The organism is Oryzihumus sp. JJN4-3R, from assembly GCF_057747915.1.
Genome location: NZ_CM173229.1, coordinates 2951790 through 2964609 on the forward strand (window position 1 = coordinate 2951790; position 12820 = coordinate 2964609).

Here is a 12820-nt window from a genome sequence, read left to right on the forward strand (position 1 = left end):
AGGGCCTGCGGCGTTGCCGCGTCTTTGCGACACTGGGGTCATGAGCACCGTCAGCACCGAAGCCGCCACGCCCTCGGCGACGGACCGGTCGCCGGGCATCGTCCTCGAGGTCTGGTCCGACGTCGTGTGTCCCTGGTGCTACATCGCCAAGCGCCGGCTCGAGCAGGCCATCGCCGGCTTCGAGCGCCCGGCCCTGGTGGAGGTCCGCTACCGCTCCTACGAGCTGGACCCCCGCACCCCGGTCGGGGCCGGCGTGAGCGTCTACGACTACCTCGGGCAGCGGTATGGCGGCGGGCCCGAGGCGGGCCGCGCCATGAGCGCCCGGGTCGCCCGGGCTGCTGCCGCCGACGGCCTGCGCCTCGACTTCGACAAGGCGATCTGGACCAGCTCCTTCGACGCCCACCGGATGGTCCACCTCGGCATGGCCCAGGGCGGGCCGGCCCTGCAGTCGGCGGTCAAGGAGCGGCTCTTCGCCGCCCACTTCGCCGAGGGCAAGGCGCTGGACGACGTCGCGACGCTGCAGCGGCTTGGGGCCGAGGCCGGCCTCGACGAGCACGTCCTGGCCGCCGTGCTGGCCTCGGACGACTTCGCCAAGGACGTCCGCTCCGACGAGGCCGAGGCGCGCGATCTCGGCATCACGACGGTGCCGTTCGTCGTGGCCAACCGCTCGGTGGCCCTCTCCGGCGCCCAGCCGGTCGAGGTGTTCCAGCAGCTGCTCCACCAGGTCTGGCGCGAGTCCGACCGCTAGGGCGGGCATGCCCGGCCGGGACGCGCCTGCGCGGAATGCCGCGACCGGCATACCCGTTGTTGCAGCGGTCCGGTCCCTGCCACAGTCCCTGGAGGACACGTATGACCACCCCCGGCCTCACCCCTCAGGTCGACGTGCGCCGCGCGGCGGACCGCTTCTCGACGCGCATCGACTGGCTGGACTCCCACCACTCGTTCTCCTTCGGCCACCACTACGACCGCGCCAACACCCATCACGGGCTGCTGCTGGTCAACAACGACGACGTCGTCGACCCCGGCACCGGGTTCGAGACCCACCCGCACCGGGACATGGAGATCGTCACCTGGGTGCTGCAGGGGTCGCTGGTGCACCAGGACTCCACCGGGCACAACGGCGTGATCTACCCCGGACTGGCCCAGCGGATGAGCGCCGGCAGCGGGATCCTGCACTCGGAGAAGAACGACTCCTGGCGCCTCGGCGGGGCCACGCACCGCGACCCGGTGCACTTCGTGCAGATGTGGGTGCCGCCGGACGAGAGCAACATCAAGCCCGGCTACGAGCAGCTCGAGATCGAGGACGAGCTGCTGGCCGGCGGGCTGGTGCCGGTCGCCTCCGGCATGGACAAGCACGACGGCGCCTCCGCCATCCGCATCCGGAACAAGTACGCCGCGCTGTATGCCGCGCGGCTGCAGCCTGGTCAGTCGGTCCAGCTGCCGGAGGCGCCCTTCCTGCACCTGTTCGTGCCGCGCGGTGCGGTCACCCTCGAGGGGGCCGGGCCCCTGGCCGCCGGGGACGCCGTCCGGTTCACCGCCACCGGCGGGCAGCGGGTGACCGCCACCGAGCCGGCCGAGGTCCTCGTGTGGGAGATGCACGCCACCCTGGCCGGCTGACCGCCCCGGGTGCACGACCACGCCCCGCCGGGATGCCCGGCGGGGCGTGGTCGGGTCGGCGGGCCCAGCCGCCCGGGGGGGTCAGGCCGCAGGCTCCAGCACACGCGCGTCGGGCAGTGCGGCCTCGGCATGGGAGGGCCGGGCCGGGCGGCGGGCCGCCAGGGACAGGACCAGCAGCACGGCCACCCCGATGAGGGCGGCGGCGACGCCGAACCCGCGGTCCGCGCCGAGGACGAACAGCGACTTCGCGTGGGCCGAGGCCGCAGGGGAGGAGGCCGCCCCCGGTCCGGCGGTGGCGAAGACGGTGACGAGCACCGCCAGGCCCACGGCTCCGCCGAGCTGCTGGGTGACGTTGACCAGGCCGGAGGCGATGCCGACCTCGTGCGTCGCCACGCGGGCCATGCCGGCGTCGGTGAGCGGGACGAACGAGGTGCCGTTGCCGAGCGCGAACAGCACCATGGAGCCGATCAGCTGGGTGTAGGTGGTGTCGACCCCGAGCCGGGTCAGCAGGACCAGGCCCACGGTGGACATCGCCATCCCGACCAGCATCACGGGGCGGGCGCCGAATCGCGGCACGAGGACGCGGGTGGCCAGCTGGGAGCTGATGAACACCGACACCGGGAAGGGCACGAACGCGAGCCCGGTGCGCACCGGCGACCAGCCGAGGACGAGCTGGAAGTACTGGCTGAGGAAGAAGAACGCGCCCATGCTCCCGGCGACGAGCAGCAACCGCGCGACATACGCACTCGCTCGCTCGCGGTCGGCGAACAGGTGCAGCGGCATGATCGGGTGCTCGTGCCTGCGCTCGACGAGGACGAAGGCGGCCATCAGGGCCAAAGCGGCCGCGAACGAGGCGACGGCCACGCTGCTGCCCCAGCCGTCGGCGGCGGCGCGGATGAAGCCGTAGACCAGGGCGGTCATGCCCGCGGTGGACAGCAGGCTCCCGGCGACGTCGACGCGGCCGGCCCGGCCACGGGCGGTCGGCAGCACCCGGGACAGCGCCAGCACGACGAGGCCGATCGGCACGTTGACGAACATCACCCAGCGCCAGGAGGCGTAGGAGGTGAGCAGGCCGCCGGCGATGAGGCCGATGGCGGCACCGCTCGCGGAGACGATCGTGTAGTAGCCGACGGCCCGGGTGCGGTCGCGCGGCTCGGGGTAGAGGCCCATGAGGATCGCCAGGGCCGACGGGGCGGCGAGGGCCGCGCCGACGCCCTGCGCGGCGCGGGCGAGGAACAGGTGGGCGCCCACGTCGGCAAAGCCGCCGAGCAGGGAGGCCACGGTGAACAGGGCCATGCCCACGGCGAAGACGGTGCGGCGCCCGAACAGGTCGCCGGCGCGGGCGCCGAGCAGGAGCAGGCCGCCGAAGGCGAGGGTGTAGGCGTTGACGACCCACGAGAGGTCGGCGGGCTGGATGTGCAGCGCCTGCTGCATGTCCGGGAGCGCGATGTTCACGATCGCCGAGTCCAGGACGATCATCATCTGGGTGGTGAGGACGACGGCCAGCGGGAGCCAGGTCCGGGTGGGGGTTGCGGAGCGGGAGCTCATGATCAGGAGGTCCTTCCCGGCGGGCGGGGCTATCATGGTGACGAAAGCGGAGGAGCCCTCCGCGTCGTGACCGACAGAGAAGCGGAGACTTCCTCCGCTTAGAGAAGACTATACGGAGGCTGCCTCCGTTTCTGCAAGGTGGTGACTCGGGTTGTCCCCTGACGAGGGCAAGGCGCTGCGTGCCGATGCCGCCCGCAACCGGGCGCGGCTCCTGGAGGCGGCGACGACGCTGTTCGCCGAGCGGGGCGTCGAGACGTCGCTGGACGAGGTCGCCAAGGCCGCCGGCGTGGGCATCGGCACCCTCTACCGCAACTTCCCCACCCGCGAGGACCTGGTCGTGGCGGTCTACGGCGCCCAGATCGACGCCCTCGACGCGCGCTCGCGGGAGCTGGCGGCGAGCGAGGACCCCGGGGAGGCCCTGCGCGAGTGGATGCGCGGGTTCGTCGACTTCTACGCCGTCAAGCAGGGCATGGTGACCCTGCTGCGGACGATGATGAACGGGAGCCGCTCCGAGCACTTCCAGCAGACCCGGGAGACCCTGCGGCTGGCCGCGGAGCGCATGCTCACCCCCGCCATCGACGCCGGCGTGATCCGCGAGGACGTCGCCGCCGCGGAGCTGCTGCGGGCCCTGGGTGGGATCTGCCTCACCAGTGAGCCGAGGTCGACCCCGACCTCCTCGACCCTGGCCCTGGTCGACCTCGTCTACGACGGGCTGCGCTACGGCGCCCCGGTGGCCGCGACCCGCGGCTGACGCCGACTGCCGTGGCCCGGGGCTGACGCCGTGGGCGGTGGCTACGCCCTGCGGCGCCCGGCGAGCACGGCCCACAGCCCCACCGGCACCAGCCGGGCCAGCTTCATCAGCACGGCCATCCGGGTGGGGAAGATGATCTCGCTGCGGTCCCGCTCCAGGCCGTCGCAGATCGCCCGCGCCGCCTCGTCGGCCTCGATGAGGAAGGGCATGGGGAACTCGTTGGTCGCGGTCATCTCGGTGCGCACGAACCCCGGGCACACGGTGGTCACGTGCACCCCGAGCCGGCGCACCGACAGGCGCAGGGACTCCAGCAGGTTGATCTGCGCGGCCTTGGTGGCGCCGTAGGCCTCGGCTCCCGACAGCCCCCGGTAGCCCGCGACCGAGGCCACCCCGGCGATGACGCCCCGGCGCCGCTGGACCATCTCCGGCAGCACCGCCGCGATGCCGTTGCTCATGCCGACGAGGTTGACCTGGAGGTGCCGTTCGAAGGAGTCGGCATCCCAGGTGCCGGCCTCCATCTGCTCCCAGTGGCCGGCGGCCAGCACGACGAGGTCGATCGGCCCGAGCCCGGCCCGGACCTGGTCGGCCGCGGCGCGGACGTCGCTGCGGGAGGTCACGTCGACGGGGACCACGAGCATGCGGCCCTCGGCGACCTCGGTCAGCCGTTGCGGGCGGCGGGCCGAGACCGCGACCCGCGCGCCCCGGGCGGCCAGCTCGCGCGCGACGGCTGCGCCGATGCCGCTGGAGGCGCCGACCACCCAGGCGACGCGGCCCTCGAGGTCCACTAGGGACGCACCATCTGGAGCTGGCTGACCCCGAGGTAGCCGGTGCGGAAGCCGGCCTCGCAGTAGGCCAGGTAGAACTCCCACATCGAGCGGAAGGTCTCGTCGAAGCCGAGGGTGCGGATGTGGTCCCAGTCGGCGAGGAACCGGCCGCGCCACTGCTTCAACGTCTCGGCGTAGTGCCAGCCGAGCTCGCGGCGCTGGGCGACCCGCAGCGAGGTGTGCCCGGCCAGGGTCTCGTCGATCGCCTGCAGCGAGGGGATGATGCCGCCGGGGAAGATGTACTTCTGGATCCAGGAGTAGGTGCGCCGGGTGGCGCGCATCCGCTCGTGCGCCATGGTGATCGCCTGGATGGAGACCCGCCCGCCGGGGGCGAGCAGCCGGTCGATCGTGGCGAAGTAGATGGGCCAGTACTTCTCGCCGACAGCCTCGATCATCTCCACGCTGACGATGGCGTCGAACTGCCCCTGGACCTCGCGGTAGTCCTGCAGCCGGACCTCGACCCGGTCGGTCATGCCCGCGGCGGCGATCCGCTGGCGCGCGAGCTCGGCCTGCTCCTCGGAGATGGTGATCGTCAGCACCTGGGCGCCACGCTGGGCGGCCCGCAGGGCCAGCGCACCCCAACCGGTGCCGATCTCGAGCACCCGGGTGCCCTCGCGGACCTCGGCGAAGTCGAGCATGCCGTCGATCTTGCGCAGCTGGGCGGCCTCGAGGTCGTCACCGTCCTCGAACCACGCCGACGAGTAGCTCATCGTCGGGTCCAGGAACGCGGCGAACAGGTCGTTGCTCAGGTCGTAGTGGCGGTGGATGTTCTCCCGGGAGCCCTCGAGGGTGTTCTCCTCGTGGTGCGGGAGGCGGTCATCGACGACGGTGCGGAACCTCTGCAGCCACTCGGGCACCAGCTGGCTGAGCTTCGCGGCGAACGGCGAGAGCAGGTCGGCCAGGTCGGTCCCTGGCCCCGGGCGCCAGTCGCCGGCCATGAAGGCCTCGCCGAAGCCGATCTTGGTGTCCTTGCCGATCCGGGCGAAGAACGCCTCGGGGCGCACGATCTCGAAGACCGGGGACCCCTCGCCGCCGGCGCCGACCGTGCGGCCGTCGGGGTAGGTCGCCCGGACGGGCACCAGGCCCATCGCGCGCTCGAAGAGGACCCTGGCCACTCGGGCGTGCAGCGGGGCGGTCGGGACCCGCTCGAGGGCGTCCCAGCGCAGGGACGTGGGGGCAACGGCGGTCATCTCAGACACCTTCCTGCGCGCGGTGGCGCGGTCGGGGGGCAACGGGCAGGCGGCGCAGCCACAGCCAGATGCCATGCACCCGGATGAGCGCGCTGACCTGCTGGGGCATCAGCGGTCGGCGAAGGAGGAGCCCGGCGAGGCGTCGGGGGGTGGCCGGCCGGGGCGTCCCGCGGAACGTCGCTCCGAAGGCGACCTCCCCGTCACGGGTCAGCACCACGGTGGTGGCGACCTGCTCGGGGGTCAGGGTGAAGCGCAGCTGGTAGCGGCCGGACACGTCGTAGAACGGGGAGACGTAGAGCTCCTTGTCCGTCCAGGCGGCGCCGTCCTCGCCCGGGGAGAGCAGGTAGGCGTGCCGCTCGCCGTAGGTGTTGTGCACCTCGGCGACGACGCAGGCCAGCGTCCCGTCGGCGCGGAAGCACCAGTGCACCGACAGCGGGTCGAAGACGTGGCCGAGCACCCGTGCGTTGGCCAGCATGAGCACGCGCCCGCCCTGCAGGTCCACGCCGCGACCGGCGAGGAAGGCCACGACGTTGTCCTTGATGCTGCGGCCCGGCCCGCCGAGGTGGTCCTCGGCCCGGAAGCCGGCGAACGGACGCAGCCAGCGCGGCATACGGGGCAGGTCGTCCAGGTCCACCAGCCACTGGTAGACGCCGTAGCGGAACGCGTGCCGGACCGGGCCCCGGCGCCGGTGCGAGACATGACCCTCCACCAGCGCCGGCAGCGGCGGCAGGTGCGCGGTCGTGGCCATGGTCACCAGTCGACCCCGAAGTGCCGCGCCGCCTCCACCCCGGAGCGGCAGCCGTCCTCGTGGAAGCCCCAGCCGTGGTAGGCCCCGGCATACACCGTGGTGCTGCTGGCCAGGCCCGCCAGCCGGCCCTGGGCCGAGACCGCCTCGGGGGTGTAGATGGGGTGCTCGTAGTCCATCACCGCGAGGATGGCAGAGGGGTCGATGCGTTCGCGCGCGTTCAGCGTGACGAGGTAGTCCTCGGGGGAGGCGTGCCCCTGGAGGCGGTTCATCCAGTAGGTCACGACGGTCGCGTCGTGCAGGTCCGTGCACGAGGTCATCAGGTAGTTCCACGAGGCCCTGGCCTGCCGCGCCGCGGGCAGGATCGAGGCGTCGGTGTGCAGGACGGTCTCGTTGCGGGAGTAGCCGAAGGCCTTGAGCGTCTCGACCTCGGCGTCGGTAGGGTCGGTGAGCATGCCGAGGGCCTGGTCGGCGTGGGTGGCGATGACCACCTTGTCGAAGTCGTGCCGGTCGCCGCGGGAGTCCACGACGGTGACCCCGTCGGGACGGCGGGTGATGTCACGCACGCCGGCGCCGACGTGCACGGCCGGCAGCTGGGCGCCGATCCGCTCGACGTAGGTGCGGGAGCCGCCGACGACCGTGAACCACTGCGGCGAGCCGGTGACGCTGAGCATGCCGTGGTGGTCCAGGAAGCGGAACAGGTAGCGCGCCGGGTAGAGCAGCGCCGTCTCCTGGCCGGCGGACCACACGCAGGACACGACGGGCACCGCGTAGTGGGTGATGAAGTAGTCCGAGAAGCCCTCGCGCCGCAGGAACTGCCCGTATGTCGTGAGGTCGCCCTCGCGGCTGTCGTCCAGGAAGGCGCTGGCCCGCCGGTGGAACCGCTTCACCTGGCCGAGCAGGCGCAGGAAGGTGGGGTCGGCGACGCGGGAGCGCTGGGCGAGGATGCCCTTGAGACCGCGGCCGCCGGCGTACTCCAGGCCACAGCCCTCGCAGCGGATGCTCATGCTCATCTCGGTGGGGCGCACCGGGACGTCGAGCTCGGTGAAGAGGCGGCGCAGCAGCGGGTAGGTCCGGTCGTTGTGCACGATGAAGCCGCTGTCCACCGCGTGCCCGGAGCCGTCGCTGGCCGTGACGTCGTGGGTGTGCGCGTGCCCGCCGAGCCGGTCGTCGGCCTCGAAGAGGGTGACGTCGTGGGTGCGGTTGAGCAGGTACGCCGCGGTCAGGCCCGAGACCCCGGCCCCGATGACCGAGACGGAGGGGCGCGATGCTGTCGGCCTCATCGCGCCCCTCCTGCTGCGCGCCAGGAGGAAGCGCGCAGCGGCTGCGTGGCGCGAGGGGTGCGGGGGTGAGGCGTCACCGGAGCGATCCCTTCCGTTCGGCGCGCGCGGCGTGTGCCGCGGTCAGGCGTTACGGCGGAGGTTCGGAGACAGGGCGTGGGGTGGATTGGTGCGGCTGCGCGCAGCGTAGTTGACCGGGCGCGCTGTGGGCAGGATCGTCGGGGTGAGCCCACGGTGAAGGGTTGACCACACCCGGGTGTGGTCAACCCTTCACCGTGGGGGCGCCGGAATCAGCGGCTGACGAGCTCCGGGGCCTCGGGCAGGGCGGCCACCGGGCCGACCTCCTGCGCCGCCACGACGTCGGCGTCGGCCAGCGGTGCGGCCGGCGCCACGGGCTCGGCGGGGACGCCGGCGCCGGCGAGGGCCGTCCAGCTGAGCCGTCGCTCGCGCCAGGAGAAGATGACCAGCTTGGCCACCTCCTCCACGACCCGGGCCAGGAACACCCCGGCGATGCCGAGCGGGGAGTGCAGCCCGAGCAGCACCGCGAGGGGCAGGCCGACGAGGAACGCGCCCCCGGCGTCGCCCAGGATGACCCCGCGGGCGTCGTCGCCGCTGGGCAGCACGCCGGCGCCGATGATCATGTTGCGCACCTTGACGACCTGGAACGCGGCGTTGATCAGGATGCCGACCGCGGCCGCGTGGCGGACGTCGTCGCCGGCCTCGCTGTAGAGCGGCTGGAGCAGGAACGCGCAGCCGGCGAACAGCAGGCCGAAGCCCACGCCCGTGCGGATGCCGGCCGCCTTGATCCGGCGGACCCACGCCGCGGCCGCGTCGGCGTCGCCCTGACCCACGGAGCGGCCGACGAGGGCCGTCGTGGCGCTCATCAGGCCCAGGCTGCCGACGATGAAGACGCCCTCGAGGGTGGCGGCGATCTGGGCGGCGGCCAGGGCGCGGTCGCCGAGGCGCTGACACACGACGTTGTAGAGGAACGTGCCCACGGTCCAGAACAGCTCGGTGACCGCCAGGGGCAGCGCCAGCACCAGCAGCGGCCGCAGGACGCGGTCCCAGCCGCCGCGGAAGGTGGGCGCCTCCCACCGCGCGACCCGGTGCACGGCATACACCTGGGCGGTGAGGATGGCGAGCTTGAGCAGCGTGGTGACCAGCGTCGCCACGCCGGCGCCCTCGACGCCCAGGCGCGGCAGCGGGCCGGCGCCGGTCACCAGAGCGAAGCCGAGCGCGGCGTTGAGGACGACGGTGCCGGACGTGGCCAGCATCGGTGCGCGGGCGTGGCCGGTGGAGCGCAGCACCCCGCTGAGCAGCATGCTCAGGACGGCGGGGGTCAGCGACAGGCTCATCAGCCGGAAGTAGCCGGCGCCGGCGTCGGCCACGGTCGCCGAGGCCCCGGTGACCCGCAGCAGCTCGTGCGCCATCAGCAGCGGCCCGAGCGAGCACACCGCCGCCATCGCGGCGGCGACGACCAGGGCGGTGGACACGGTGGTGTTCATGTCGTGCCGGCGGCCAGCGCCGTGCGCCCGTGCGACGAGGATGCTCACCGACGCACCGAGCGCCCCGAGGGTCAGGACGAGGATGAAGCCGAGGCTGTTCGCGAAGCCCACGGCCGCGATCGCGGTGGCGCCGAGGGTGCCGACCACGACCTGGTTGACGAAGTTGAGGACCAGGTTGAGGACGAACTCCGCGCTGACCGGGACGGCGATGCGCGCGATCTCGCGGCCGGGGGACGGCGTGGCGCCCCCGTCGGCTGCGGACGTGCGGCGGCGCAGGGCAGGCATGGTGGTCCCCCGGAGCGTGGTGGTGATCGATGGTGGGGCCCGGCTCGACGGCCAGGCTGGGGGCCGTGGCGGTGGCGGGCGGTGCTCCAAGGATATCGGCGGTTGCCGGGCCGGTCGCCCACATTTCACGCCGTGGGCGGTATGTCGAGGGCCGGTCCGCTACTGCCCGTAGGAGAGGCGCAGGTCCGCGTTGATGAGCACGTCCAGCCGGTGCCGGAGGTGCGCGCTGAGGGAGTCGCCCGGCGGCGCGGCTGGCGACAGCAGGGTCCAGCGCAGGGAGGTGCCGCCGTCGTCACGGGGCGCCAGCTCTAAGCGCACGACGTCCTCGGGGCGCGCTGGCCACAGGGAGGACCAGACGACCAGCTGCGACGGCTCGGCCTCCAGCACACGCGGCTCGACCTCGTCCTCGAGCAGGCTCAGCCACGGCCGGGCGGCCGGTTGGTGGGGGGTGGTGAGCGAGCCCCAGACCACGTGCGGCGGCGCAGGCAGCGCGCGCTCGCGGGAGCCGATCTCGATCACGCCACGAGCGTATGCCGGGTGCTCACCTGCGTCAGGTGGGTTGCGACGACGGGTGGCCGGGTCAGCGTCGGGGTGCCGGCTGCGGCGGCTGGGGGCCGCGGTAGCGCCCGTGTCCGCGGAACCGCAGGGGGGTCTCGTCGTACTCCTCCAGCGCGTGGGCGACCCACCCGACCGAGCGGGCGATGGCGAAGACGACCTCGCCGGCGGTGCGGGGCATCCCGGCCGCCACCGACAGCGCCGCCAGGGCGAGGTCGATGTTGGGCCGCTCACCGCTCTCCTCAGCGAGCGCGTCGACCGCGGCCACGACCCGGCGCGCGGCCCGCTCCCGCGCCAGCAGCTCCAGGATCGCGGCGGCCCGGGGGTCGCCGTTGGGGTAGAGCCGGTGGCCGAACCCGGGCAGCGGACGGCCGGTGCGCAGGTGCTCGGTCACGACCTCGGTGGCGCCGGTCGCGAGCGCGTCGGTGAGCACGGCATGGGCCAGGGTGCTGGCGGCGCCGTGCAGCGGGCCCTCCATGGCGGCCAGGCCCGTGGCGACGACGGCGTAGGGGTGGGCCCGCACTGAGGCGGCGGTCAGCGCGGCGACCGTCGAGACGGCCAGGTCGTGGTCCATGAGCAGCACCAGGGCGGCGTCGAGGCACGTCAGGAGGGCCCTCGTCGCGGGCTCGGGGCTGAGGGCGGCCCACAGCCGCCGGGCCAGCGGCTCCTCGGGAGCCGGCGCCGGGCCCAGGCAGGGGAGGGCGTCGACCATGAGCGCGACCAGGCCGGCCGCGGTGGCGGTGGCAGCCGAGTCACGGACGTCGTAGCGGTGGGGGTCGACCGCCCCGGCGGCGGCGACGGCGACCCGGAGCCGGCCGACGAGGTCCGCGGCCGCTGGCAGGCCGCCGGCGGCCTTGCGGGCTGCCGCCAGCGGGACCGCCGGCGCGGCGAACGTGGCGCCGTCGGTGCCGCCGGTCCACAGCCAGGCGGCGGCCCGCTCGAAGGGAAGGGTCCGGGCCAGGTCGACCGCGTCGACGCCGCGGAACCACAGGTGGCCGTCCGCGATGAGCGTGGTGTCGGTGTCGACCACCGGCCCCCGCCAGGACGGGGCGGACGCCGGGCGCACGCTGCGGGCGCGGTCCAGCAGGGCGTCGACCTGCTCGCGGTCGAACACCGAGCCCCGGCCGGTGGGTGCCCGGTGGCTGGTCAGCAGACCCCGGCTGACGTAGGCGTAGACGGTCTCGAGGCGGACGCCGAGGCGGTCGGCGACCTCCCGGGAGGTGAGCTGGTCGCTCGGGCGACGGGACGGCATACATTGACTGTATCAACGTTGACTGTGTTCCATGGTGGGCGCAGAGTGCTGGTGACCGCGCGGCACGGGCCGCGGGCTGTCAGTGAAGGAGCGGGCATGACCGCGCTGGAGCAGGACCTGGTCGAGGTGCCCCGAGGACTCAAGGGCGTGGTCGTCACCGAGACGGCGCTGGGGCACGTGCGCGGGCGGGAGGGGTTCTACCACTACCGGCAGTACTCGGCGGTGGATCTCGCGGGCCGTCGCTCGCTGGAGGACGTGTGGCACCTCATGCTGGAGGGGCGGCTGCCCGATGCGGCCGAGCGCCCGGCGTTCACCGCCGAGGTGGCCGCGGCCCGGCAGCTGCCGCAGCAGGTCGAGGACGCGCTGCCGGCGATCGCGGCCAGTGGGGAGCCGATGACCGGGCTGCGGACGGCGCTGTCCTGGCTGGGGGCGGCGCACGGGATGCGGCCGGTCTACGACCTCACGCCCGCACAGCGGCGCGCCGACGCCGTGACGCTCTCGGCGGCCGTGCCGACGATCCTCGCCGCCCTGCACCGGCTGGCCCGCGGGCTGGACCCGGTCCTGCCGCGTCAGGACCTCGGGCACGCCGCGAACTACCTGTGGATGATCACCGGGAAGGAGCCGGCGCCCGAGCACGCGCGGGCGGTGGAGCAGTACCTCGTGCTGACCGTCGACCACGGGTTCAACGCCTCGACGTTCACCGCCCGGGTGATCGCGTCCACCGGCGCTGACGTGGCCGCCTGCCTGGTCGGGGCGCTCGGTGCGCTGTCCGGCCCGCTGCACGGCGGGGCGCCCAGCCGCGCGCTGGACACCCTCGACGCGATCGGCACGCCGGAGCGCGTTGACGCCTGGGTGCGCCGGGCTGTCCTGGCCGGCGACCGGATCATGGGCTTCGGCCACCCGATCTACCGCACCGAGGACCCGCGCTCGCGGATGCTGAAGTCGGTCGCCCGCGGGCTGGCCGGTGAGTCCGCCGACGCGGCCCGCCTGGTGGACTTCGCCGAGCAGGTCGAGTCAGGTGTCCTGTCGGTGCTGGCCGAGCTGAAGCCCGGCCGCGAGCTCAACACCAACGTGGAGTTCTTCGCCGGCGTCGTCATGGAGCTGTGCGGGCTGCCGCGGGCGATGTTCACCCCGACGTTCGCCGTGGCGCGGGTCATCGGCTGGTCGGCCAACGTCCTCGAGCAGGCGCTGGACAGCAAGATCATCCGGCCCGACTCGCGCTACGTCGGCCCGCCGCCCCCGCAGCCGGTGCCCGCGCCCTGAGTGGG

General features: G+C 73.6%; 12 protein-coding genes. 4 read left to right on the plus strand and 8 right to left on the minus strand.

Annotation, left to right across the window (positions count from 1 at the left end):
• Positions 1-40: 40 nt before the first annotated feature.
• Positions 41-748: a DsbA family oxidoreductase gene (locus AC3ANM_RS14135; RefSeq protein ID WP_488285052.1), complete on the plus strand. Its 708-nt coding sequence runs from the start codon at positions 41-43 to the stop codon at positions 746-748.
• 101 nt (positions 749-849) lie between these two features.
• Entirely contained in the window at positions 850-1617 is a 768-nt protein-coding gene (locus tag AC3ANM_RS14140; protein WP_488285053.1) for a pirin family protein, read from the plus strand.
• A gap of 81 nt (positions 1618-1698) precedes the next feature.
• Here the strand turns inward: AC3ANM_RS14140 and AC3ANM_RS14145 are convergent, their stop codons facing one another.
• Positions 1699-3165, minus strand: a complete 1467-nt coding sequence (locus AC3ANM_RS14145) for an MFS transporter (RefSeq protein ID WP_488285054.1) — start codon at positions 3163-3165, stop codon at positions 1699-1701.
• Between the two features lie 151 nt (positions 3166-3316).
• Here AC3ANM_RS14145 and AC3ANM_RS14150 point away from each other — a divergent pair, with 151 nt between their 5' ends.
• On the plus strand, positions 3317-3916 hold the full coding sequence (locus AC3ANM_RS14150) for a TetR/AcrR family transcriptional regulator (RefSeq protein ID WP_488285055.1): 600 nt from the start codon (positions 3317-3319) through the stop codon (positions 3914-3916).
• 41 nt (positions 3917-3957) lie between these two features.
• Here the strand turns inward: AC3ANM_RS14150 and AC3ANM_RS14155 are convergent, their stop codons facing one another.
• From AC3ANM_RS14155 to AC3ANM_RS14185, 7 genes are all read right to left on the minus strand, one after another.
• A complete protein-coding gene (locus tag AC3ANM_RS14155) occupies positions 3958-4701 on the minus strand; it encodes an SDR family NAD(P)-dependent oxidoreductase (protein WP_488285056.1) in 744 nt (247 codons plus the stop codon).
• Positions 4701-5930, minus strand: coding sequence for a class I SAM-dependent methyltransferase (locus tag AC3ANM_RS14160; RefSeq protein ID WP_488285057.1), 1230 nt, complete (start codon positions 5928-5930; stop codon positions 4701-4703). Before AC3ANM_RS14160 ends, AC3ANM_RS14155 begins: the two co-directional genes overlap by 1 nt.
• A 1-nt stretch (position 5931) precedes the next feature.
• Positions 5932-6678 (minus strand): DUF1365 domain-containing protein, encoded by a 747-nt coding sequence (locus AC3ANM_RS14165; RefSeq protein WP_488285058.1) that lies wholly within the window; start codon positions 6676-6678, stop codon positions 5932-5934.
• Positions 6679-6680: 2 nt separating this feature from the next.
• On the minus strand, positions 6681-7958 hold the full coding sequence (locus AC3ANM_RS14170) for an NAD(P)/FAD-dependent oxidoreductase (RefSeq protein ID WP_488285059.1): 1278 nt from the start codon (positions 7956-7958) through the stop codon (positions 6681-6683).
• A gap of 287 nt (positions 7959-8245) precedes the next feature.
• Positions 8246-9745, minus strand: a complete 1500-nt coding sequence (locus AC3ANM_RS14175; protein WP_488285060.1) for an MATE family efflux transporter — start codon at positions 9743-9745, stop codon at positions 8246-8248.
• 159 nt (positions 9746-9904) lie between these two features.
• Positions 9905-10264: an SRPBCC family protein gene (locus AC3ANM_RS14180; RefSeq protein WP_488285061.1), complete on the minus strand. Its 360-nt coding sequence runs from the start codon at positions 10262-10264 to the stop codon at positions 9905-9907.
• A gap of 61 nt (positions 10265-10325) precedes the next feature.
• On the minus strand, positions 10326-11552 hold the full coding sequence (locus AC3ANM_RS14185) for a citrate synthase (RefSeq protein WP_488285062.1): 1227 nt from the start codon (positions 11550-11552) through the stop codon (positions 10326-10328).
• A 96-nt stretch (positions 11553-11648) separates the two neighbouring features.
• Between AC3ANM_RS14185 and AC3ANM_RS14190 the strand changes: the two genes are divergently transcribed.
• On the plus strand, positions 11649-12815 hold the full coding sequence (locus tag AC3ANM_RS14190) for a citrate synthase (protein WP_488285063.1): 1167 nt from the start codon (positions 11649-11651) through the stop codon (positions 12813-12815).
• Positions 12816-12820 lie beyond the last annotated feature (5 nt).